At 65.1% G+C, this 22205-nt stretch carries 22 protein-coding genes; 12 read left to right on the top strand and 10 right to left on the bottom strand.

The genetic code is table 11. The features are described 5' to 3' along the window. Positions 1-32 precede the first annotated feature (32 nt). Both MTX35_RS21485 and MTX35_RS21480 read left to right on the top strand, forming a co-directional pair. Positions 33-857, top strand: coding sequence for an SDR family oxidoreductase (locus MTX35_RS21485; RefSeq protein ID WP_243596911.1), 825 nt, complete (start codon positions 33-35; stop codon positions 855-857). Then, the gene (locus MTX35_RS21480; RefSeq protein WP_243596910.1) at positions 854-1348 is read left to right on the top strand and encodes an SRPBCC family protein; all 495 of its coding nucleotides are present in this window, start codon (positions 854-856) and stop codon (positions 1346-1348) included. The genes MTX35_RS21485 and MTX35_RS21480 overlap by 4 nt, the downstream gene beginning before the upstream one ends. Before the next feature lie 3 nt (positions 1349-1351). Here the strand turns inward: MTX35_RS21480 and MTX35_RS21475 are convergent, their stop codons facing one another. Next, positions 1352-1861 carry a DinB family protein gene (locus MTX35_RS21475; RefSeq protein ID WP_243596909.1) on the bottom strand — a complete coding sequence of 170 codons (510 nt, stop codon included), beginning with the start codon at positions 1859-1861 and terminating at the stop codon, positions 1352-1354. Positions 1862-1958: 97 nt separating this feature from the next. On the opposite strand from MTX35_RS21475, the gene MTX35_RS21470 reads away from it, so the two are divergent. Beyond that, on the top strand, positions 1959-2993 hold the full coding sequence (locus MTX35_RS21470) for an NADPH:quinone reductase (RefSeq protein ID WP_243596908.1): 1035 nt from the start codon (positions 1959-1961) through the stop codon (positions 2991-2993). 1 nt (position 2994) lies between these two features. Here the strand turns inward: MTX35_RS21470 and MTX35_RS21465 are convergent, their stop codons facing one another. Next, complete coding sequence (locus tag MTX35_RS21465; protein WP_243596907.1) at positions 2995-3468, bottom strand: phosphoribosyltransferase; 474 nt, start codon at positions 3466-3468, stop codon at positions 2995-2997. 83 nt (positions 3469-3551) lie between these two features. Between MTX35_RS21465 and MTX35_RS21460 the strand changes: the two genes are divergently transcribed. From MTX35_RS21460 to MTX35_RS21450, 3 genes are all read left to right on the top strand, one after another. Beyond that, positions 3552-4220, top strand: coding sequence for a bifunctional 2-polyprenyl-6-hydroxyphenol methylase/3-demethylubiquinol 3-O-methyltransferase UbiG (locus MTX35_RS21460; protein WP_243596906.1), 669 nt, complete (start codon positions 3552-3554; stop codon positions 4218-4220). A gap of 9 nt (positions 4221-4229) precedes the next feature. Further along, positions 4230-4592, top strand: a complete 363-nt coding sequence (locus MTX35_RS21455) for a VanZ family protein (RefSeq protein ID WP_243596905.1) — start codon at positions 4230-4232, stop codon at positions 4590-4592. 153 nt (positions 4593-4745) lie between these two features. Next, a complete protein-coding gene (locus MTX35_RS21450) occupies positions 4746-6245 on the top strand; it encodes a stealth family protein (protein WP_243596934.1) in 1500 nt (499 codons plus the stop codon). Here MTX35_RS21450 and MTX35_RS21445 read toward each other — a convergent pair. Next, complete coding sequence (locus MTX35_RS21445; RefSeq protein WP_243596933.1) at positions 6242-7153, bottom strand: phosphodiesterase; 912 nt, start codon at positions 7151-7153, stop codon at positions 6242-6244. The two genes, MTX35_RS21450 and MTX35_RS21445, sit on opposite strands and share 4 nt — an antisense overlap. Before the next feature lie 158 nt (positions 7154-7311). On the opposite strand from MTX35_RS21445, the gene MTX35_RS21440 reads away from it, so the two are divergent. Continuing rightward, positions 7312-8121, top strand: coding sequence for an alpha/beta fold hydrolase (locus MTX35_RS21440; RefSeq protein ID WP_243596904.1), 810 nt, complete (start codon positions 7312-7314; stop codon positions 8119-8121). Positions 8122-8193: 72 nt separating this feature from the next. Here the strand turns inward: MTX35_RS21440 and MTX35_RS21435 are convergent, their stop codons facing one another. Together MTX35_RS21435 and MTX35_RS21430 are read right to left on the bottom strand one after the other, a co-directional pair. Then, positions 8194-9321, bottom strand: a complete 1128-nt coding sequence (locus tag MTX35_RS21435) for an acyl-CoA dehydrogenase family protein (RefSeq protein WP_243596903.1) — start codon at positions 9319-9321, stop codon at positions 8194-8196. Between the two features lie 16 nt (positions 9322-9337). Further along, complete coding sequence (locus MTX35_RS21430) at positions 9338-10513, bottom strand: acyl-CoA dehydrogenase family protein (protein WP_243596902.1); 1176 nt, start codon at positions 10511-10513, stop codon at positions 9338-9340. A 78-nt stretch (positions 10514-10591) separates the two neighbouring features. Between MTX35_RS21430 and MTX35_RS21425 the strand changes: the two genes are divergently transcribed. From MTX35_RS21425 to MTX35_RS21410, 4 genes are read left to right on the top strand one after another with little or no spacing between them, the layout of a single operon-like run. Then, a complete protein-coding gene (locus MTX35_RS21425) occupies positions 10592-11146 on the top strand; it encodes a histidine phosphatase family protein (RefSeq protein ID WP_243596901.1) in 555 nt (184 codons plus the stop codon). 14 nt (positions 11147-11160) lie between these two features. Continuing rightward, positions 11161-11643, top strand: coding sequence for a RidA family protein (locus MTX35_RS21420; RefSeq protein ID WP_243596900.1), 483 nt, complete (start codon positions 11161-11163; stop codon positions 11641-11643). Between the two features lie 39 nt (positions 11644-11682). Next, the gene (locus MTX35_RS21415) at positions 11683-13173 is read left to right on the top strand and encodes an ABC transporter permease subunit (RefSeq protein ID WP_243596899.1); all 1491 of its coding nucleotides are present in this window, start codon (positions 11683-11685) and stop codon (positions 13171-13173) included. Further along, complete coding sequence (locus MTX35_RS21410; RefSeq protein ID WP_243596898.1) at positions 13170-13916, top strand: amino acid ABC transporter ATP-binding protein; 747 nt, start codon at positions 13170-13172, stop codon at positions 13914-13916. The genes MTX35_RS21415 and MTX35_RS21410 overlap by 4 nt, the downstream gene beginning before the upstream one ends. 72 nt (positions 13917-13988) lie before the next feature. Here the strand turns inward: MTX35_RS21410 and MTX35_RS21405 are convergent, their stop codons facing one another. The 4 genes from MTX35_RS21405 to MTX35_RS21390 form a co-directional block, all read right to left on the bottom strand. Next, positions 13989-16052, bottom strand: a complete 2064-nt coding sequence (locus MTX35_RS21405) for a xanthine dehydrogenase family protein molybdopterin-binding subunit (protein WP_243596897.1) — start codon at positions 16050-16052, stop codon at positions 13989-13991. Then, entirely contained in the window at positions 16049-17044 is a 996-nt protein-coding gene (locus MTX35_RS21400; protein ID WP_243596896.1) for a xanthine dehydrogenase family protein subunit M, read from the bottom strand. The genes MTX35_RS21405 and MTX35_RS21400 overlap by 4 nt, the downstream gene beginning before the upstream one ends. Then, entirely contained in the window at positions 17041-17541 is a 501-nt protein-coding gene (locus tag MTX35_RS21395; protein WP_243596895.1) for a 2Fe-2S iron-sulfur cluster-binding protein, read from the bottom strand. Before MTX35_RS21395 ends, MTX35_RS21400 begins: the two co-directional genes overlap by 4 nt. A 98-nt stretch (positions 17542-17639) precedes the next feature. Further along, a complete protein-coding gene (locus MTX35_RS21390) occupies positions 17640-19415 on the bottom strand; it encodes a DEAD/DEAH box helicase (RefSeq protein WP_243596894.1) in 1776 nt (591 codons plus the stop codon). 310 nt (positions 19416-19725) lie between these two features. Between MTX35_RS21390 and MTX35_RS21385 the strand changes: the two genes are divergently transcribed. Next, positions 19726-21513, top strand: coding sequence for a long-chain fatty acid--CoA ligase (locus MTX35_RS21385; protein WP_243596893.1), 1788 nt, complete (start codon positions 19726-19728; stop codon positions 21511-21513). A 59-nt stretch (positions 21514-21572) separates the two neighbouring features. Here MTX35_RS21385 and MTX35_RS21380 read toward each other — a convergent pair whose 3' ends face one another. Continuing rightward, positions 21573-22190: an alpha/beta hydrolase gene (locus MTX35_RS21380; protein ID WP_243596892.1), complete on the bottom strand. Its 618-nt coding sequence runs from the start codon at positions 22188-22190 to the stop codon at positions 21573-21575. Positions 22191-22205 lie beyond the last annotated feature (15 nt).

Here is a 22205-nt window from a genome sequence, read left to right as displayed (position 1 = left end):
CTGCACAGCGGGCGTTCGCTACGGTGGGAGCCATGAGCCTTCCTCGTCCTGCCCCTGATCGGACAGCCGTCGTAACCGGAGCGTCCTCGGGAATCGGAGCCGCGATCGCCCGCGTGCTCGCATCCCGCGGCCACGGCGTCACTCTCGTCGCCCGGCGTGCCGACAAGCTCGACGAGTTGGCACAGGAGATCCGAGCACGGGGCGTCCGCGCCGAAGTGCTCGCTGCAGACCTCTCCGACCGCACCGCGCGCGCCGAACTGCTCGGCCGCATCACCGATCTCGGCCTGATCCCGGACATCCTGATCAACAACGCCGGACTCTCCACCCTCGGACCCGTCGCAGAATCTGATCCGGACGCCGAGATGAACATGATCGAGGTCGACGTCGTCGCCGTCGCGGACCTCTGCACCCGCTTCCTCCCCGGCATGATCGAACGACGACGCGGCGCACTGCTCAACGTCGCCTCGACCGCCGCGTTCCAGCCCTTGCCCGGGCAGGCCGGCTACGGCGCATGCAAGGCGTTCGTGCTCTCCTACACCCAGTCTCTGACCGGTGAACTACGCGGAACCGGAGTGACCGCCACCGCACTGTGCCCCGGCCCGGTGCAGACCGGATTCGGCGAGGCCGCTGGCTTCGCGAAAGACGATGCAGAGAAGGCACTTCCGTCGATCATGTGGGTGTCGGCAGAGACGGTGGCCAAGACTGCCGTCGACGACATGGCCAAGGGACGCCTGGTCTCGATCCCGGGACCCGCCAACCGCATCGGATCGATCTTCGCCCAGATCACCCCACGAACCCTGTTGGTGCCCATGCTCACTCGTATCCATCCCGGCCTGAAGAACGGTGCATCGTCGTGAAGCGCGAACTCGTGGTCTCCGACAGCATCGTCGTGAACGCAGACGCCGACACCCTCTACGCTGCGATCAGCGACCCCACCAAGATGGGGCAGTGGAGCCCGGAGAACACCGGTGCCACCGTGCACGAACCCCGCGAAACCGCTTACGTAGGAATGGTGTTCGACGGAACCAACAAGCGCGGCCCGGCTACGTGGGTAACACGCTGCACCGTGACTGCCGCCGACCCGGGCAAGACCTTCGAGTTCCGCGTCCACGCGATCGGCAAGAGCGCTCCGAAGATCAAGGGCGCAAACGCAACCTGGCGATACGACTTCGAGCCGGTCGCGGGTGGCACGAAGGTGACCGAGACCTGGACCGACGACCGAACAAAATGGCCCGACACCGTCGCGCTCGTGTTCGACAAGATCGTCACGAGCGGCAAGACGTTCCCGCAGTTCCAGCGTCGAAACATCCGTAAGACGCTGGAGAACCTGCAGAAGCGTTACGCCTGACGACTAGGCCTGCCGGGTATACAGGCCGAGGACGTACGAGGCCTGCCCGGCATGCTGGAGATCGTCCGAGATGACGGACACCAGCCGCGCACCCAGTGTGACCGGCGGATCCCAGTTCTCGTCGACGATCCGGTCCAGATCGTCGGTCGAGATACTGCTCAGGTACGCAACGGTTTTCGAGTGCACCGCGTCGTGGTAGTCACGCAGCAAATCGGCGCTCGAGGTGACCTGAGCGACGTCGGAGGCCGATTGGCCGTACCCGATGTCGGACTTGTCGAACGGAAGTCCGAAGCTCTCGAACCACGAGTCCGACGTCCAGACCTGTTCGCTCCCGGCCACACCGGCGATGTGGTCGTCCTGTACCCGGGTCAGGTGCCACAGCAACCAGGCGATGCTGTTGGCGTCGGCATCGGGTCGATACGTCAACGCGGCGGCGGGGATGTCGTCCAACACCGAGTGGACCAGCTCCTTGATCCGGCCGAAGGCGTCGGTGAGCAGGTCGTTGTGGTTCATTGAATACGCCTCTTTCGTCGAGAACTGATAGCCGACCATGCATACCCCGATTGCCTCGCAGGGAACATCGCGGCCCTTCAGGCGCGTTGCACCGGATATGACTTCTCCAGCAATTGTGTACACCCGCACCGGCGATTCGTCCGTCCTCGAACTGAAGGAACGCGAGGTGACCGAGCCCGCCGCAGGCGAAGTCCGCGTCCGCATCGTGGTCTCGGGCGTCAATCCAACGGACTGGAAGAACAGAACCGGCTCCGGACCGGGTGAGAAGCTGGCGTTCGACCAGGTGGTACCGAACCAGGACGGTGCCGGAGTGATCGACGCCGTCGGACCCGACGTCGACGGCGTCTCCGTCGGAGATCGGGTCTGGGTGTACCTGGCCCAGCATCAGCGTCCGACCGGAACAGCACAATCTTTTGCAATCCTGCCCGCCTCCCGGGTGGTTCCTCTGCCCGACGGCGTCGGATTCGACGTGGGCGCAAGCCTCGGCGTGCCCGCGATGACGGCGCACCGTGCGTTGACCGTCTCCGAGGACGGACCCACCCGGCTGCACCCGGGCGCGCTGGACGGCAAGTCGGTACTCGTCGCCGGTGGTGCCGGTGCCGTCGGCCATGCTGCGATCCAATTGGCCCGCTGGGCTGGTGCGACGGTGGTGACGACGGTCAGCGGACCGGAGAAGGGCGCACTGGCCACCGCCGCGGGCGCGCACCACGTGGTGAACTACAAGACCGGCGACGCCGCAGCTGAAATCCGCGAGTTGGTTCCCGACGGAATCGATCTGATCGTCGAGGTTGCTCCCGCACAGAACGCCGCACTGAACGCGGCCGTGGGAGCGAACCGCGCATCGATCGCGGTGTACGCCAACAACGGCGGCGACACCGTCACCCTCGACGTTCGGCCGAACATGGTGCTCAACACCCGCTACCAGTTCGTGCTGCTCTACACCGTGGGCGACGAGGCACTGCAGAACGCCGAGGCGGACGTCAGCGCGGCGGCAGCCGCGGGTGTGCTGGAGGTGGGTGAGGCCACCGGCCTACCGCTGCACCGCTACTCGCTGAGCGAAACCGCAGCAGCACACGACGCCGTCGAGAACGGAACCGTCGGCAAGGTGTTGATCGACGTCTCCACCGAGTGAATCAAGTGATGACCGGCAACGTGGACCATGGGAAATTGATCCACTTGTCGGTCTCACGCCACGAGTAATCCGGCTGCACAATGGTTCTGGGCTTGGTGTAGATCACGGCCGACCGCACGTCGGCGGTATGAGCCTTCAGTAGGTCGATGACCAGAGCCAGCGTGCGGCCGGAGTCGGCCACGTCGTCGACGACGAGCAGCTTCTTGCCGACGATTGCGTCGGTGTCCAGAAGAGGTTCGAGGACAACGGGATCGGGCAGGGTCTCCTCGATGTCGGAGTAGAACTCGACATTGAGGGTGCCGGCAGCCTTGACGCCCATCGCATAGGAGATCGCACCCGCGGGGATGAGCCCACCGCGGGCAATTGCGATGACGACCTCCGGGACGAACCCGTCGTCGACGATCTTCTTGGTCAGGTCGCGCGAGGCGTCCCCGAACGTCGCCCACGTCAGTACTTCACGTTCCTGTTCGGTCATGACGCACAACTTTACTCATCCCCAATTTTGCCAATCGAGCAAATATGTTTGCGCACCCGGCTGCGAGCGGGCATTCTCGGACCATGGCCGACCACACGCACGCTCACACTCATGCCGCCGACCGGACCCCCGCAGAGCCGGATTTCGAGCACGGTGCCTTCGACGAAGCATTCTGGGACAACCTCTACAACCAACGCACAACCGTCTGGAGCGGAAATCCCAACGCCGTGTTGGTTCAGGAAGCGTCCACGCTGACTCCGGGCCGCGCCCTGGATATCGGCTGCGGCGAAGGTGCCGACTCCCTGTGGCTCGCCGGTGAAGGATGGCACGTGACCGGAGTCGACATCTCCGATGTCGCCCTCGGTCGCGCTCGCGCAGCACAACAGGCACTCGAGCCCCGGACACCGACGGTGAACTGGCAACAGGAAGACGTTCTGGACTGGACTCCCCCGGCCGGTGCGTTCGATCTGGTGTCGGTGCACTTCCTGCAGGTGCCACCGGACGAGCTCGAGTTGACCACCCGCAGGTTCGCCGCAGCGGTCGCGCCGAACGGACGTCTGTTGATCGTCGGGCACAGTCCCAGTGACAGCCACGCCTCGCAGCACCCGGCCGAACACCGGCTGTTCGCTCCGGAACCGGTCGTCGCTGCGGCAGGCGACGGGTTCGAGGTGATCCACGCCGAGCATCGCACCCGCATGACGCCCGACGGCGATGAGCGCATCGACACGGTCGTGGTGCTGCAGCGCCGGTAAACTCGGGCGGTGTTCTCGCCGACGACGTATCGAATTCCCCTGGCCGTCACCTTCGTCGTCGCGCTGATCGTGCTCTTCACGCCTGCGTCCGGTGTGCCCTCGGGATTCGAGCACAGCGACAAGATCATTCACTGCATCCTGTTCGCGGCTCTCGCGTATACGTCCCGACTCGCCGGAATCGACTGGGTCAGGACCGTACTGTGGGTGTCGGCGTTCGCGGTGGTGTCGGAGTTCCTGCAGGCGATCCTGCCTCTGGGACGCTCCGGATCGGTCGCCGACGCTCTCGCCGACGCTGCCGGAGTTGCGGTGGGCCTGGTCGCGGCGAGCTGGGTTCTACCGCAGCGCGTCAAGAATGCCCCGGACCTGCATTAGACTGACCGAGCACCGGGTTTCCTCGGCCAGCGCGCACACTCCGGAAGGAACGCCATCACCTCGTCTTCTGCCCCGCACGATATCTACCTCGTTCCACCGGAGCACGAGACCAACGATGCCGTCACCCGAGAATCAGCAGCATCCGCAGCACGACTGAGCGAACGCTCCGACGTGGTCAGCCACGACGGCCGCTACGCACTGACCATCACCTCCACCACCCCACACCAGGCGATGGTCGAGGATCTGCTGTTCGTGCGCGCCGTGCTCGACGCCGCACGCATCAAGTACCTACTCGTTCGCGGCAACGACGAACGGCCCGTCATCGCCATCGAACTGGGCGCCCGCGACGCGCTGACCACCGCACTGGTACACGCCTGCCGCGCAGAGCCGTTCTACTCCAAGACCGTCGACGCCCGCGGAAAAGCAGTTCTGGTGGCCGACGGCACGCTCTCGCCATCCGCGAACGCACGAATAGTGCGCCTGTACCGCCCGCGCGTCGAGCCGTTCAGCGGCCTGTACTACGGCGCGTCGACGGCGGTGCAGATCGAACTGTGGTCGTTCTCCCCGTCCGAGATCGTGCTGCCGATCGAGAACTCTCTGACCAGGCGCAACATTCGGCCCGACGAGGCCGTCCGCGGTACCGTCGAACGCTTCGGCAGAACGTGGCCGACCATCGAGAACATGTTCGCCGACCACGCGTCGGACATCAATTTCGACATCGACATCGTCTTCTCCTGGGTCGACGGCTCCTCGGCGGAATTTCAGGCGCAGCGGGCGCGGCAGATGGCGAATTACGTCGTCGGTGAGGGTGACGACTCGGCGGCTCGCTATCGGCAGATCGACGAACTGAAGTATGCACTGAGGTCGATCCACCTCTACGCACCGTGGATCAGGCGCATCTTCGTGGCCACCGACTCGCCGAGGCCGGCGTGGCTCGCCGACCATCCCAAGGTGACGTTCGTGCCGAGCGAGGCCTTCTTCGTCGACACCTCCGTTCTGCCGACCCACAATTCGCAGGCCGTCGAAAGCCAGCTGCACCACATCCCCGGCTTGTCCGAGCACTTTCTGTACTCGAACGACGACATGTTCTTCGGTAGACCGGTCAGTCCGTCGATGTTCTTCTCCCCCGGCGGAATCAGCATGTTCATCGAAGCAACCACGCGAATCGGGTTGGGCTACAGCGACGCCGACCGCAGCGGCTTCGAGAACGCGGCGCGCGTGAACCGGCGAATCCTCCAGAACCGCTTCGGGATGACCACCACCCGGCACCTCGAACATGCGGCAACCCCGTTGCGGCGCAGCGTGATGCAGGAAATGGAGAACGAGTTTCCGGACGAGTTCGCGTCCACGGCCGCGAGTGCGTTCCGCGCAAGTACCAACATCTCGGTGACGAACTCGCTGTACCACTACTACGCATTGATGAGCGGCCGCGCGGTGGTCCAGAAGGATGCGAAGGTCAGGTACATCGACACCACGTCGGTCGCGGGCCTCGAACTGATGGAGAAGCTGCTCCCGAAGCGATCCGTGGACTTCTTCTGCCTCAACGACGGCAGCTTCCCCGAAGTCGACCTGGATCTGCGCACCCGCACCGTCACACAGTTCCTGGACAAGTACTTCCCCATCGTCGCGCCCTGGGAACGCGACCAGCGCTAGGCGTCGCTGAACGTCTTTCGCCGAGCACTGTCCGCGATGGTGACTCCCGCCTCGCTCAGCCTGCGCGCGGTCTCCTGAGCCGAGACAGGTTCTCCCACAGTGTCGTACGAGCCCGTCGGCACCACCGAGTGCACGACGGTGTCCTCGTAGACGTGGACGAGGTTGTATCCCTGGGCACCGTCGCGGCCCCGTAGTCCGCCTGCGGGCACGTTCAGATCCTGGGTGTAGCACGTGGCCGACGCCACCGAGACGGGAATGCCCGCGAACGTGGCCGTCGTCGAATAGTGCAGGTGCCCGGCAAGAATGGAGCGCACATCGGTTCCGCGCAGTACGTCCGCCAGGCGCGGTTGATCGAGCAGTTCGACCAGTACCGCGAGACCGAGCACCGTCGGCACCGGCGGATGGTGCATCGCCAGAATCGTGCCGAATTCTGCGGGCGTGGCGAGTGTGTCTGCGAGCCAAGCCAATTGCTCGTCACCGAGCTCGCCGTGATGACGTCCGGGAACCGTCGTGTCGAGAGTCACGACACGGAGACCGTCGACGTCGTGCACACGATCGATGGACTGCACGGTCGGTTCGACGTCGAGCAGCTTCTGACGGAACGTCGCACGGTCGTCGTGATTGCCCATCGCCCAGACGATCTGCGCGCCGAGCTCCTCGGCCACCGGTTCGACCAACGCCCGTAGCTTCTCGTACGCACCGGGCTCGCCTTTGTCGGTCAGGTCTCCGGTGAACACCAACGCGTCGGGCCGCACACCAGAGTTCCGTACGTCGGTCATCACCTGTTCGAGCCGCAGCTCACTGTCCACGCCGCCGTACAACCGACCACCGCCGTCGACGAGATGCGTGTCGCTGACGTGCAACAAGCAGTGATGGGGGCGTGGGTACTCGGCCATCCGAGACTTCATCGAACTCTCGCTCACGATCGGACCTACGTTTTACGATCGCCCGGGTCGGACGAACGCCACTGCTGCAAGCCAAGCATACGAGCGTTCACTGAGAAAAAGCTGGTCGAATCTCTGCGGTGAACACCGCACGAACTTCTGGCGTGTGACAGGTTGTGAGCATGACGAAACCGAAGTGGACCACACTCCTCGTGACCGCAGGGCTGACCGCGGGATCGATGGTCGGAATCGGCGTCGCGCCCGCTGCGGCGCAGGAACTCCCGACCGTCGTGCTGGTGCATGGTGCGTTCGCGGACAGCACCAGCTGGGACGGCGTCGCCGAGAACCTCCGCGGCCGCGGCTACCCGGTGGTGACGGCGGAGAACTCCCTGCGCGGGCCCGCGATCGACGCGGCGTCGGTCACCGATGTGGTCGAGAGCATCGACGGACCGGTGGTGCTGGTCGGCCACTCCTACGGCGGCACGGTGATCAGCAACGTCCACGCCGACAACGTGGAGGCCCTGGTCTACGTCGCCGCGTTCATGCCCGTCGAAGGCGAACCCGTCGCCCTCGAACTCGACCCCATCCGATTCCCGGTGACCGCGCTGGTACCGCCGGTGATCGGCCTGACGATCGTCGACGACGCGTCGAACATCATCGGTAAGAACGTCGACTCGTACATCACACCCGCACTGTTCCGACCCTTCTTCGCCCCGGACGTCACCGAGGAGCAGGCCGCGCGCATGGCTGCGCACCAGAAGACGATTGCCGCAGGCGCATTGCTCGAGCCGAGCGGTCCGCCGTCCTGGGCGAACACGCCGTCGTGGGCGTTGATCCCCCAGCAGGATCAGATCATCCCGGCCTCGGCCGAACGCTTCATGGCGCAGCGGGCCGGCGCTCAGGTGACCGAGGTACCGGGTTCGCACGCCATCCTGGTGTCGAACCCCGGTGCCGTGGCCGACCTCGTCTCCGCCGCAGATGCGGGCAGCTGACACACCTCACGAAACGACCTCGGGCCCGGTCACCTGTCGAGGTGGCCGGGCCCGAGGCGTCTGCGACGAGAGTCAGATCCCGATCAGGTCGTGATCGGCGACCTTCGACGCCAGGATACGCAGGTGCTCGTCGGCACCACCGAGAGTGTGCTCGATGGCCACCAGTCGACTGGTGTAGTGCCCGACCGGATATTCGGCGGTGACGCCGATTCCGCCGTGCAACTGAATGGCCTCCTGGCCGATCTTGCGACCGGACCGCGAGATCTGGAGCTTGGCGCGCGACGCGATGGTCGGGTCGACGTTGCCGTCCGCCAGCGACATCGTGGCGTACAGACTCATGCTGCGGGCGAGTTCGAGCAGCACGTACATGTCGGCGGCGCGGAAGGTGAGCGCCTGGAACTTGGCCAGCGGAACGCCGAACTGCTTGCGCTGCTTGAGGTAATCGGTGGTCAACCGCAGCGCCTCTTCCATCGCACCGATCGCCTCGGCGCACAACGCGGCCTGCGCTCGCACCTCGGCACCGGTGATCGCAGCGGCCGCGTTCTCGGCGGTACCGAGCGGTTCGGCGGCGACGTCGACGAATTCGATCTGCGCGGCGCGCTGGCCGTCGTGCGTGGCGTAGGACTTTCGCGTCACACCGGTCGCGTCGGCGTCGACGACGAACAGTCCTGTTCCGCCGGCCGGTAGCGTTGCACTGACGACGATCACGTCTGCGCTTCCGCCGTGCGGTACCGGGTTCTTGACGCCGTTGATCGACCACGATCCACCGTCCTCGGTGGCGGTGGTGCCGACCTCGATGTTGGGCCAGCGGGTGCCGGATTCGTTGTGCGCGAACGCCAACATCGACGATCCCTCGGCCACTGGCGGCAGAAGCCGCGCGCGCTGCTCGGAGCTGCCGAGCTCGGAGATCAACCCGCCGGGGACGAGCACGGCGTCGAGAATCGGCTCCGGCGCGAGCCGTCGTCCGACCTCGGTCATCACAGCCATGATCTCCACGGGACCGGCGTCCATACCGCCGTCTTCCTCGGCGAACGTCAGACCCAGCAGGCCGACCTCGGCCAACTGCTTCCAGACGTCGGTGCTCCAGCCCAGCTCACCGGCAACGATCTTGTTGCGCTTCTCGGTGTCGTACGCCCGCGTGAGCACCTCACGAGTGGTGTCGCGCAGCAGCTTCTGCTCTTCGTTGAGTTCGAAATCCATGTCTTCAGATGCTCCCTTACAGTCCGAGAATCGCAGAGGCGATGATGGTGCGCTGAACCTCGTTCGAGCCGCCGTAGATCGACACCTTGCGGTAGTTGAGGTACCCCGGTACCGAGCGCTGCGCCCAGCCCTCGCTCTCGATGTCCTCGCCCGCCTCGTAGGGCAGGGAGTCCGGTCCGGCGACATCCATCAGCAATTCGGTTGTGGCCTGCTGCAATTCCGATCCCCGCAGTTTGAGGATGGACGACGCCGGGTTCGGCTTGCCGTCGTCCGAGCTGGACACCATGCGCAGCTGAGTCAGCTCCAGGGCGAGCAGTTCGTTTTCGACCTCGGCCATCTTGGCCGCGAACAAGGGGTCCTCGAGCAACGTGCCGCTGCCGACCTTCGTCTGCGCTGCGTGCTTCTTCGCCTGTCCCAGGTGCACTTTGGTGTGCCCTGCGCGGGCGACGCCGGTCCGCTCGTTACCGAGCAGGAACTTGGCGTAGCTCCACCCCTGATTCTCCTCGCCGACGAGGTTCTCCGCCGGAACGCGGACGTTGTCGAAGAAGACCTCGTTGACCTCGACGCTGCCGTCGACCAGCTTGATGGGGCGCATCTCGATGCCGGGGGTGTTCAGGTCGATGAGCAGGAAAGAGATTCCGGCCTGCTTCTTGGGCGCGTCCGGGTTGGTCCGCACGAGTGCGAAGATCCAGTCGGCGTACTGGCCGAGCGTGGTCCACGTCTTCTGTCCGTTGACGATGTAGTCGTCACCGTCGCGGATGGCAGTGGTGCGCAACGACGCCAGGTCGGATCCGGCCTCGGGCTCGGAGAACCCCTGACACCACCAGATGTCGAGGTTCGCCGTCTTGGGCAGGAACTTCTCCTTGATCTCCTGCGAGCCGAAGGTCGCAATGACCGGGCCGACCATCGAGGCGTTGAACGCCAGCGGCTCGGGTACCGAGGCCAGCTGCATTTCGTCGAGCCAGATGTGCCGCTGGACAGCGGTCCAGTCGCGCCCGCCGAACTCCGCAGGCCAGTGCGGCACAGCCAGGCCGTTCTCGTTCAGGATTCGCATGGTCGTAACCACCTCGTCCTTGCTCAACTCCTGACCCGTCGCGTTCTTCTCGCGAATCTCGGCGGGGATCTTCGTGGTGAAGAACGTCCGCATCTCGTCGCGGAACGCGGCCTCTTCTTCTGTCAGGGCAAGATTCATCGACAATCCTCCGTGCTCGTTCGCTTATCTCGGTATCGACCGTACTCCCTGGTAACTCTGGGATATTCTCCGCTCACTATGACTTTTCTGGCACTGGTTCGGCACGGTGAAACGAACTGGAATCTGCACGGGCGTCTACAGGGCTCTTCGGACATTCCTCTCAACGACACCGGCCGTGCTCAGGCCCGTGAGGCCGGCTACCAATTGGAGTTCCGTACGTGGGATCACCTGGTCAGTTCGCCGCTGATCCGGGCCTCGGAAACCGCGGACATCATCGGCGCTCACCTGGGCCTGAGCCGCACCGTCGAATTCCCCGATCTGGCCGAACGACACTTCGGCGACGCCGAAGGATTCACCGACTGGGACGCGTACTCGCACTGGCCGGACGGCCGGTACCCGGGCTTGGAGCCGCGTTCGAACCTGATCGTGCGCGGTGTGCGAGCCATCGACGAGATCGCCTCGCGCTATCCGGACTCCGCGGTGATCGCCGTGGCGCACGGCGGCGTCATCCGGGCGATCTTCGATGCGATTCGACGCCGCCACTCCCCGCGCATCCTCAACGCGGGTGTCTCCACCCTCGAGCACGACGGTTCTCGCTGGACCGTTCGCACCATCAACAGCGTCGCGGTCTGACAGAGTTTTCGTTCATGGAGATCGAACGGCGCATCACCGAACTGGGCTTCACGTTGCCCGGTGAACCGGCCGCCCCACCTGGTTTCGAGTTCTCGTTCGAGTGGGTGCGGGTGCGCGGCAACCGGGTGTTCGCATCGGGCCATTCGCCGCTGGCCCCCGACGGCACACTGGCAGGACCGTTCGGCGCGGTTCCGTCCGAAGTCGGTCTCGACGCCGCCACCGACGCCGCGCGCGACACCGCACTGGCACTGCTCGGTGGCGTCGCCCGGGCGGTCGGCGACCTCGATCGAATCAGCGCGTGGCTGACCGTGACCGGGTCGGTCAATGCCGATCACGGCTTCACTCAGACCACCACGGTCGTCAACGGCTTCTCCGATCTGGTGCTCGCCATCTTCGGTCCCGAGATCGGTGCGCACGCCCGCACCGCGCTCGGGGTGGCCGCGCTGCCGATGAACAACTCCGTGGTGGTGTCAGCGGAGTTGGAGATCGACGGGTAGGTTTTGCTGCACTCGTACATACGGCGAAAGCAGGCGCGGATGGTGCGCAGATCGACCCTTGCCCTGGTCGCGATTCTCATCGGAATTCTCGGGTTGTCCGGCTGCAGTGCGTCCTCGCAGTCGTTGCTGGACCGGGTGAAAGACGAGGGCGTTCTCGTCGTCGGCACCGAGGGCACCTACAGCCCGTTCAGCTATCAGGGCGGCGACGGACAGCTCACCGGCTACGACATCGACGTCATCAACGCCGTCGGAAACGAGCTGGGGGTACGCGTCGACTTCGTGCAGACCCCGTTCGACTCGATCTTCGCCGGTCTGCAATCCCAACGCTTCGACCTGATCGCCAACCAGGTCTCGATCACCCCCGCGCGCCAGTCGGCATACGACCTGTCCACGCCCTACACGGTGTCGCAAGGCCAGATCCTCACCGCCGCAGACGACTCCACCATCACCTCGCTCGCCGACCTGACCGGTAAGACCACCGCCCAATCCTCGACGAGCAACTGGGCAGAGGTCGCGGCGGACGCCGGCGCGAACGTCGAAGCCGTCGAGGGATTCGTTCAGGCGGTCACTCTCGTCAAGGACGGCCGCGTCGACGCCACCGTCAACGACTCCCTCGCCATCGCCGAGTACCTGCAGCAGACCGGCGACACCGGAGTGAAGATCGCCGGCGAGACCGGAGACACGACCCTGCAATCCTTCGTGGCCCGCAAGAACAGTGGGCTGATGGACGAGGTCGACACCGCCATCGACAGCCTGCGCGAGAACGGCACCATCGCCGAGATCTCGAACAAGTATTTCGGAAGCGACGTCGCCGCACCGACCGCCGACACCGTGGTGCCGGAGAGCGACGACGCATCGTCGACGGCGCCGTCGAAGATGCAGCTGGTTCTCGACAACCTGTGGCCCATGCTCAAAGCGACTGTCACGATGACGATTCCGCTGACCGCCATCAGCTTCGTGATCGGACTCGTCATCGCTCTCGCCGTTGCGCTGGCCCGGATCTCGTCGATCACACCGCTCGCTGCAGTCGCCCGGTTCTACGTCTCGATCATTCGCGGCACTCCCCTGCTGCTGCAGCTGTTCATCATCTTCTACGGCCTACCGCAGTTCGGCATCGTGATCTCACCCTTCCCTGCCGCGGTGGTCGCGTTCTCGTTGAACGTGGGCGGCTATGCAGCCGAAGTCATTCGCGCAGCGATACTCAGCGTGCCCAAGGGGCAATGGGAAGCTGCGCAGACCATCGGGATGGGATACCGAACCACGTTGCAGCGCATCGTGCTTCCGCAGGCGTTGCGCACCGCCGTTCCACCGTTGTCGAACACGCTGATCTCGTTGGTCAAGGACACCTCGCTCGCGTCGACCATCCTGGTCACCGAACTGCTGCGCGTCGCACAACTCGCGGCGGCACCGACTTTCGACTTCTTCACCCTGTACACCGTTGCCGCGCTGTACTACTGGGTGATCTGCATCGTCCTCTCCTTCTTCCAAGGCAAACTCGAAGTCCGACTCGACAGGTACGTGGCGAAATGACAGACCTGCTGACAGTATCCGCGCTGAAGAAGTCGTTCGGTCCACTGGAGGTGTTGAAGGACGTCTCGTTCACCGTGCCGTCCGGCACCGTGACCGTCATCATCGGACCGTCCGGATCCGGCAAGACCACAATTCTGCGCGCTCTGAACGCACTCGACCGGGCCGACGCAGGCGTCATCGGTATCGGTGACGTATCGGTGGACTTCGGACAGCCCGTCGGGGCGCCGCAGCTACGTCACTTCCGGGCCCAGAGCGGCATGGTGTTCCAGAGCCACAACCTGTTCCCCCACAAGACGGTGCTGCAGAACATCATCGAGGGACCGGTGATCGTGCAGAAGCGCGCCAAGGACGACGCCATCCGCGACGCGCACGCAATCCTCGATCAGATCGGTCTCGACGCCAAGTCCGACCAGTACCCGTTCCAGCTGTCCGGAGGCCAGCAACAACGCGTCGGAATCGCCCGAGCTCTTGCTCTCCGCCCCAAGCTGATGCTGTTCGACGAGCCCACCTCGGCACTCGATCCCGAACTCGTCGGCGAAGTACTCGGCGTCATCAAAGGCCTTGCCGCCGAGGGCTGGACGATGGTGATCGTCACCCATGAAATCCGCTTCGCCCAGCAGGTCGCCGATCAGGTGCTGTTCATCGAGAACGGCGTCGTCCTCGAACGAGGCACACCGGAACAGGTGCTGGTGAGCCCGACCGAGCCTCGTACGCGCCAGTTCCTCCAGCGGATATTGGCCTAGAGGGGCTGCGCCCCATGTGAGTAGAAGTTCGTAGTGGGGTACGAAGTTTCGTGCACATGCGGCGAAGCCGCTCTAGAGGTGCGGCAGCACCTTGTCCAGGGTGATCGGCAGGTCGCGGACTCGGACGCCGGTGGCGTTGAACACCGCGTTGCCGATGGCCGCGGAAGATCCGACAGCGCCGATCTCACCGATTCCCTTGCCGCCCATCGGCGCGAGCTCGGTGTCGACCTCCTCGACCCAGACGGCCTCGATGTCGGTCACGTCCGCACACACCGGGATGTGGTACTCGGCGAGGTCGTGATTGGCGAACCCGCCGAATTCGTGATCGACGACGCCACTCTCCATCAGGGCCATGCCGAGCCCGAACGTCATGCCGCCGATGAGCTGAGACCTGGCCAGCCGCGGATTCATCACCGCGCCGATGCCGAACACCCCGAGCATCCGTCGCACCCGGACCTCACCGGTGTCGATGTCCACCGCGACCTCGGCGAACTGAGCACCGAACGCCATGCGCGCCAACTCTTTCTGACCCTCGACGTCGTCGGTGGTGTCGGCCTCGGCCGAATGTCCCGGCTCGTACGATCCCTGAGCCTTCAACGAATGGCAGACCTTGGTGACGGCCCAACCCCACGACGAGGTACCCGAGGAGCCGCCGGCACCAGGTGCTTTCGGCAGAGCGCTGTCGCCGAGTTCGAGTGTGACCGTATCTGCATCCACCTCGAGAGCGTCGGCCGCAATCTGACGCAGCACCGTCCGCGCTCCGGTACCGATGTCCGACGCGGCGACGGACACCGTGATCGTGCCGTCCTGCTCCACACGTGCAGAGGCGGTACTCGGCGAGATCAGCACCGGGTAGCTGGCCGTCGCGACGCCCATGCCGACCAGGGTGTTGCCCTCTCGACGCTGACCGGGCGTGGAATCGCGGCGGTCCCACCCGAACTTCTCTGCCCCCTCGCGCAGGCACTGCACCACACTGCGTGAGCTGAACGGGTTGCCACTGGCGGGATCGACGTCCGGTTCGTTGCGGATACGCAGTTCGATCGGATCGATACCGGTGGCCGTGGCCAATTCGTCGATGGCCGTCTCGACGGCGAACATGCCCGGAGCCTCGCCCGGGGCTCGCATCCACCGCGGCGTTCCGACGTCCAGCTGTGCGAGTCGGTGGGTGGTGCGACGGTTCGGGGCCGCGTAGATGTGTCGAGTGGATTCCGAGGTCTGCTCACAGAACTCGAAGATCGTGCTGGTCTGCTGGAACGAATCGTGCGCGATCGACTGCAGCGTGCCGGTCGAATCAGCTCCCAGCCGAACGTGATTGAGCGTCGGGGTGCGGTAGCCGACGACATCGAACAGGGCCTGCCTCGGCAGGACCAGCTTGACGGTCTTTCCGGTTGCTCGCGCCGCCATCGCGGCGAGGACCGCATTGGGCCGAGTACTGCCCTTGGCTCCGAATCCGCCGCCGACGTTCTCGGCGATCACGCGAACGTTCTCGGGTTCCAGATCGAATGCCGTCGCCAGGTCACCCTGGACGCCCGACGGTGCCTGCGTCGAATCCCACAGCGTCAGAACGCCGTCGGACCACTGCGCTGTGGTGGCATGCGGTTCCATCGGACTGTTGTGCATCGGCGCGGTGGAGTACCAGTTGTCGACGACGTGCTCGGCCGACGCCAGCGCCGCGTCGGGATCGCCGACGGTGACATCGGTGGGAAACCCGGCGTTGACGGACTCGGGTGCGTACAGCGAGCGGTGATCGGCGGTCAGAGTGTTGTCCGGAGCGCGGACGCCGGTGTACTGCACCTGCACCCGGGCTGCAGCGGCGCGAGCGTTCTGGAGAGTGTCGGCCACGACGACCGCCACGATCTGACCGCGATAGGAGACGGTATCGGACTGCAACACATGCAGTTCGGCGTCCTCGACCTCACCCAGCTTCTCGGCGTTGCCGTGCCAGAGGACGGCATGCACTGCGGGGTCTTCCTCCAGCTCGACGTGTTCGACCGTCCCGGCGGGAACCGTCGCAGGCACGTACCAGGCATAGAGCTGTCCGACCGCCGGCGATTGCTCGGCGGCGTACCGCGCCCGGCCGGTGACCTTGGCGATCGATTCGGTGCGCTGAATCGGTTGTCCGATCGATGCAGTCATGACCGGTCTCCCGAAGCTGTGAGTTCCACCAGGGTGCGGGCGACGAGGTTGGTCACCAGCGGAATTTTGAACGCGTTGTCGCGCAACGGGTCTGCGGCGTCGAGTTCGAGGGCGATCGCCCGCCGGAACGACGCCTCGTCGGCGGCCCCGCCGAGCAGCGCGTGCTCGGCCGTGCGGGCCCGCCACGGCTTGTGCGCGACGCCACCCAACGCGATCGACACCCCGCGCACGATGCCGTCCTCGACGTCGAGAGTGGCGGCGACCGACGCGACCGCGAACGCGTAGGACTGGCGGTCCCGCACCTTGCGGTAGGTGGAGACGGTGCCGTCCGCCGGTGCCGGTATCTCGATGGCCGTGACGAGTTCGTCCCGCGCGACCGTGTTGTCGCGCTCGGGCTCGTCACCGGGGAGCCGGTAGAAGTCGTCGATCGCGAGGGTGCGCTCTCCGTCGACTCCACGAACGACCACGCGGGCGTCGAGGGCGGTCAACGCGACCGCCATGTCGGAGGGATGCGTCGCCACACACGCCGGGGAGGCACCGAGGATGGCAAGGTTACGGTGCTCACCCTCCCGGGCCGGGCAACCCGAGCCGGGCTGCCGTTTGTTGCACGGCTTCGATGCGTCCATGAAGTACACGCACCGGGTGCGCTGGAACAGGTTTCCACCGGTGGTGGCCATGTTGCGCAACTGGCCCGAGGCACCGGAGAGCAACGCTCGGGAGAGCACCGGATACCGCTGACGCACCACCGGGTGCACCGCGAGATCGCTGTTGGTCACACCGGAACCGACACGCAGCGAGCCGTCGTCGGATACGTCGATGTCGTGCAACGGAAGTCGCGTCACGTCGATCAACGTCGTCGGGCCGACGACACCGAGCTTCATCAGGTCGACGAGGTTGGTGCCGCCACCGAGCAGCATCGCGTTCTCGTCCTCGGCGAGGCGGGCCACGGCGTCGTCGACGGCGGTGGCTGCGTCGTACGCGAAGGTTCTCACGATGCGTCCTGCACGGCCGGAACGATATTGGCGTAGGCACCGCATCGACAGAGGTTGCCGCTCATACGTTCTCGCACTTCACCGGAATCGAGTTCGACATCGGTGGCCTCGAGATCGTCGGTGACCGCGCTGGGCCAACCCTGTTTCGCCTCTTCGATCACCGCCACCGCGGAGCAGATCTGCCCGGACGTGCAGTACCCGCACTGAAACGCATCACGGTCCACGAAGGCCTGCTGCACGGGATGCAACGTGTCGCCATCGGACAATCCCTCGACCGTGGTGATCTCGCGATCCTGTTGCGCGACCGCGAACGTGAGGCAGCTGTTGATCCGCCGCCCGTCGACCAGCACCGTGCAGGCACCGCACTGTCCGTGGTCGCACCCCTTCTTCGCACCGATCAGGTCGAGATTCTCCCGCAGTGCGTCGAGCAGGGTGGTTCGGGTATCGCACTCGAACTCGCGTTCCGTTCCGTTGACACGGAGAGTGACGTTGGTCATGCACGGCCGGATACCCGAGGCTTGGTCCACCAAACGCTCGAACCCGGGGTCGTGCGCGGAACTTCGTAGTGGGCTACGAATTGCCGTGCACGTGCGCGCTAGCGCTTGCCTTTGTACTTCCCGCCGCCGCTGCGTCCGGGCGGGCCGGAATCGGGTTGCAGTTGAATCAACACACCACTGATGCGGGTGCGGCGCAACGCCTCCACCGTCTCGTCGGCGAGGTCGGCCGGCAGCTCCACCAACGAATGATCGGGACGAATGCTGATGTGCCCGAAGTCGCTTCGACGCAGACCACCCTCGTTGGCGATCGCACCGACGATGGCACCGGGAGCGACGCGATGCCGCTTGCCGACGCTGATGCGGTACGTCGCCATCTCCTGACCGGTCTTGCGGTGATGCGAACTGGCCGCATCCTCGTCGAACGTGCGAGGCGGCCGCGGCTCACGAGGCTCGCGCGGTGCACGCGGCGGGGCAGGCGGCTCCGGCTTCAGCAGGAACGCTTCGCCGTCGCGAGACTGGATGGCCAGGGCTGCCGCGATGTCGACCAACGGCACGTCGTGCTCGCGCTCGTAATCCTCGATGAGACGACGGAACAACGCCAGATTCTCGTTGCCGAGGCTCTCGGTGATGGAGTCCTTGAACTTCGTCACGCGCTGCGCGTTGACGTCGTCGACGCTGGGCAGCTGCATCTCGGTGATCGGCTGACGCGTCGCCCGCTCGATGGCCTTGAGCAGGTGCCGCTCGCGCGGTGCGACGAACAGCAGAGCCTGACCGGCGCGGCCCGCGCGTCCGGTACGACCGATGCGGTGCACGTAGGACTCGGTGTCGTGCGGGATGTCGTAGTTGATGACGTGCGAGATGCGGTCGACGTCGAGACCGCGAGCCGCGACATCGGTGGCCACCAGGATATCGATCTGACCGTTCTTGAGCTGACCGATGGTGCGCTCACGCTGAGCCTGCACGATGTCGCCGTTGATCGCCGCGGCCGAGAAGCCCCGTGCGCGCAGTTTCTCGGCGAGTTCCTCGGTGGCCTGCTTGGTGCGCACGAACATGATCATCGCCTCGAACTCTTCGACCTCGAAGATTCGAGTGAGTGCCTCGAGCTTGCGCTGATGGGCCACCTGCACGTAGCGCTGGGTGATGTTCGGCGCCGTCGACGTCTTGGTCTTGACGGTGATCTCCACTGGATCGTGCAGGTACTGCTTGGAGATCTTGCGGATCGCGGCCGGCATCGTGGCCGAGAACAACGCCACCTGCTTGTACTCCGGGGTATCGGAGAGGATGCGCTCGACGTCCTCCTGGAAACCCATCTTGAGCATCTCGTCGGCCTCGTCGAGCACCAAGTACTCGAGACCGGACAGGTCGAGGGTGCCCTTCTCCAGGTGATCGATGACGCGGCCGGGGGTGCCGACGATGATCTGTGCACCCTTGCGCAGGCCGGAGAGCTGGATGCCGTACGACTGGCCACCGTAGATGGGCAGGATGTGCAGACCCGGAATGTGGGTGGCGTACTTACCGAACGCCTCGGCCACCTGGAGCGCCAGCTCGCGCGTCGGTGCCAGCACCAGCGCCTGCGGCGTCCGACGCGACACATCGAGACGGGACAGAATCGGCACCGCGAACGCGGCCGTCTTGCCCGTTCCGGTCTGCGCGAGGCCGACGACGTCGTTCCCTGCCATCAGCGGCGGGATGGTGGCCGCCTGAATGGGCGACGGGCTCTCGTAACCGACGTCGTGCAGGGCCTTCAGGACCCGCTCGTCGATCCCGAGATCGGCGAATGTGATGTCCTCGCCCGTCGCCGAGGCCGACTCGGTCGCTCGGACCGGAACGGAGGCGGAGTCCTGAAGGGGCGAATTCGTCTCGTCAGACGTCACGGCGGCATCCTGATCAGTTTCTGAAGTGCTCATATGTGGAGCGAGTTTAGTACCTGCCCGGACCCTGCGAACCCTTCTACGCTGATCAGGTGACGAAAACGGCCGAGACCGCCCGCGGTGCGAGCGCCCTCACACCGGCGACCCGACCGCCGAACGTGACCGCGGACGGTTAAGTTGTACCCCGAGTCACACTCAACCCCCTCGAACTCGCGGCAAAGTCGACAAACCGGACACCCCGGATGGTGCGCCACGGCCTCGAATGTGATGAAATGCACAACTACCACGCTATTTTTCCGTAAGGGGTCCAGCAGTGCGCGAATATTCTGTGCCGGCGTCGTTCACCATTCCTGACGACGCATCCATGGCCGACACCGTCTACAGGTACGAGAAGGAATCGCCGAGCTTCGTACCGTTCCAACGTCTGGTGAACGGCAACTGGACCGATGTCACCGCCGATCGGTTCGCGAAAGAGGTAGCGGCAGCGGCCAAAGGACTGATCGCCTCCGGTATCGAACTCGGCGACCGTGTCGCCATCCTCAGCGCGACGCGCTACGAGTGGGTCGTCCTCGACTACGCCATCTGGTCCGCAGGCGGCTGCACCGTCGCGATCTACGAGACCTCCTCCGCCGACCAGGCGCAGTGGATCCTCGAGGACTCCGCTACCAAGCTGCTCGTCGTCGAGACCGCAGCGCACGCCTCGAACCTCAAAGAGGTCACCGAAGGTGCCAAGGATCTGCGTGAGGTTCTGCAGATCGACGGCGGAGCGATCGAAGAACTGACCACCCGCGGTGCCGGGGTCAGCGACGAGGATCTGCATGCCCGACGCCATCAGGTCACCGCAGCATCACCCGCGACCCTGATCTACACCTCGGGCACCACCGGCCGACCCAAGGGCGTCCAGCTGACGCACGCGAACTTCTACGCCGAGGTTCAGGCCACCCAGATCGCGCTGCACGACTCGATGAAGGAGGGCAATCGCACGCTGATGTTCCTCCCGATGGCGCACGTGTTCGCCCGCGCCGTGTCGTTCGGCTCGTTCGAGTCCAAGGTCACCGTCGGCCACACCTCGGACGTGACGACTCTGGTGGATCAGTTCGCCGTGTTCAAGCCGGACTTCATCCTCTCGGTGCCGCGCGTGTTCGAGAAGGTCTACAACTCCGCCAAGCAGAAGGCCCACGACGGCGGCAAGGGTTCCATCTTCGACAAGGCCGCCGCGACGGCCATCGAGTGGAGCGAGGCCCAGGAGAAGGGCGGAGCCGGGCTGGTTCTGAACCTCAAGCACACCGTGTTCGACAAGCTGGTCTACTCCAAGCTTCGCGCAGCGCTCGGTGGCAACTGCACCCGCGCGGTGTCCGGCGGCGGACCTCTCGGTGCCCGCCTCGGCCACTTCTTCCGCGGTGCGGGCGTCCCGGTCTACGAGGGCTACGGACTGACCGAGACCAGCGCGGCCATCACCGTCAACACCACCAAGGACCAGCGCGTCGGCACCGTCGGCAAGCCCATCGACGGTCACTCGGTGAAGGTCGCCGAGGACGGGGAACTGCTGCTCAAGGGACCCGTGGTGTTCAGTGGCTACTGGCACAACGAGAAGGCCACGGCCGAAGCCATCGTCGACGGCTGGTTCCACACCGGAGACCTCGGCGCGATCGACCAGGAAGGCTACGTCTCGATCACCGGCCGCAAGAAGGAAATCATCGTCACCGCCGGCGGTAAGAACGTCGCCCCCGCGGTGCTCGAGGACGCCCTGCGCGCCAACGCGATCATCAGCCAGTGCCTCGTCGTGGGCGACGCCAAGCCGTTCATCGGTGCGCTCATCACCCTCGATCCGGAGGCTCTGCCGGGTTGGCTCGAGCGGCACAACCTGTCCGCGGACATCCCGTTCTCGGAACTGTCGAAGAACGCCGATCTGGTCGCCGAGCTCGACAAGGCCGTCGCCGAGGCCAACAAGAAGGTCTCGAGCCCCGAGCAGATCAAGAAGTACACGATCCTCGAGAACGACTTCACCGTCGAGACCGGTGAGCTGACCCCGACGATGAAGCTCAAGCGCAACATCATTCACGCCGAGCGTGGCAACGACATCGAGGCCATCTACTCGTAGATCGACCGCACGAGAAAAAGGGGCCCGACGCGATCATCGCGCCGGGCCCTTTTCTCGTGTCAGGACATGTGGTCGTCGAGAAACTCCGCCACCGCCGACGTCACCTGCAGGTGGATCTTCTCGTGCAGGAGGTCGTGGCCGCCGTCCTCGAACTCGCTCAGGGACGCGTCGGGCACACCGCCGATCCACTCGCGTACCGCATCGATCGGAGCCAGGCGATCGTCGACGCCGTGCACGGCGAGAATCGGAATCACGTTGTCGGCCAGATCCGTGGCCGAGCCGGTCACGGACTTCGGCGTTCCGCACAGGACGGCGCACCGCACCGCGTCCGGATGCGCGCCCAGAGCTGCGATGACCGTCGCTGCGCCGAGCGAATGGCCCATCAGCGCGAACGACAACTCGGGGTGCTCGGCCTCGGCGATATCGAGCAACTGCAGCGCATTCTGGGCAAGACCGGGAATCTGAGCGGCGTCGGTGAGCTCGCCCTCGGTGAGCCCGTGACCCACGTGATCGACCGCCCACACATCGACTCCGCGCCCGTTGAGGACCCGAGCGAAGCGGTGGTAGTGGCCACTGTTCTGGCCGAGACCGTGCAGAAAGACGAGACCGAAACGAGCATCGGGAACGGTCCAGTTTCGATAGTGGACAGCACCGGTGGCTCCGTCGAAAAAAGGCATTCGATCATTTTGCCT

The organism is Rhodococcus sp. ARC_M12 (assembly GCF_022810385.1).
GTDB lineage: Bacteria > Actinomycetota > Actinomycetes > Mycobacteriales > Mycobacteriaceae > Rhodococcoides > Rhodococcoides navarretei.
Note: the sequence above shows the minus strand (reverse complement) of the source record. Positions and strands in the feature narration are given on the sequence as shown.

Coding starts and splice junctions, on each gene's coding strand:
- MTX35_RS21420 (WP_243596900.1), top strand. CDS start 11,161: ATGGAGATCGAACGGCGCATCACCGAACTGGGCTTCACGTTGCCCGGT.
- MTX35_RS21465 (WP_243596907.1), bottom strand. CDS start 3,468: ATGACCGAACAGGAACGTGAAGTACTGACGTGGGCGACGTTCGGGGAC.
- MTX35_RS21445 (WP_243596933.1), bottom strand. CDS start 7,153: ATGAAGTCTCGGATGGCCGAGTACCCACGCCCCCATCACTGCTTGTTG.
- MTX35_RS21440 (WP_243596904.1), top strand. CDS start 7,312: ATGACGAAACCGAAGTGGACCACACTCCTCGTGACCGCAGGGCTGACC.
- MTX35_RS21425 (WP_243596901.1), top strand. CDS start 10,592: ATGACTTTTCTGGCACTGGTTCGGCACGGTGAAACGAACTGGAATCTG.
- MTX35_RS21475 (WP_243596909.1), bottom strand. CDS start 1,861: ATGAACCACAACGACCTGCTCACCGACGCCTTCGGCCGGATCAAGGAG.
- MTX35_RS21405 (WP_243596897.1), bottom strand. CDS start 16,052: ATGACTGCATCGATCGGACAACCGATTCAGCGCACCGAATCGATCGCC.
- MTX35_RS21410 (WP_243596898.1), top strand. CDS start 13,170: ATGACAGACCTGCTGACAGTATCCGCGCTGAAGAAGTCGTTCGGTCCA.
- MTX35_RS21460 (WP_243596906.1), top strand. CDS start 3,552: ATGGCCGACCACACGCACGCTCACACTCATGCCGCCGACCGGACCCCC.
- MTX35_RS21380 (WP_243596892.1), bottom strand. CDS start 22,190: ATGCCTTTTTTCGACGGAGCCACCGGTGCTGTCCACTATCGAAACTGG.
- MTX35_RS21395 (WP_243596895.1), bottom strand. CDS start 17,541: ATGACCAACGTCACTCTCCGTGTCAACGGAACGGAACGCGAGTTCGAG.
- MTX35_RS21415 (WP_243596899.1), top strand. CDS start 11,683: ATGGTGCGCAGATCGACCCTTGCCCTGGTCGCGATTCTCATCGGAATT.
- MTX35_RS21435 (WP_243596903.1), bottom strand. CDS start 9,321: ATGGATTTCGAACTCAACGAAGAGCAGAAGCTGCTGCGCGACACCACT.
- MTX35_RS21470 (WP_243596908.1), top strand. CDS start 1,959: ATGACTTCTCCAGCAATTGTGTACACCCGCACCGGCGATTCGTCCGTC.
- MTX35_RS21430 (WP_243596902.1), bottom strand. CDS start 10,513: ATGAATCTTGCCCTGACAGAAGAAGAGGCCGCGTTCCGCGACGAGATG.
- MTX35_RS21485 (WP_243596911.1), top strand. CDS start 33: ATGAGCCTTCCTCGTCCTGCCCCTGATCGGACAGCCGTCGTAACCGGA.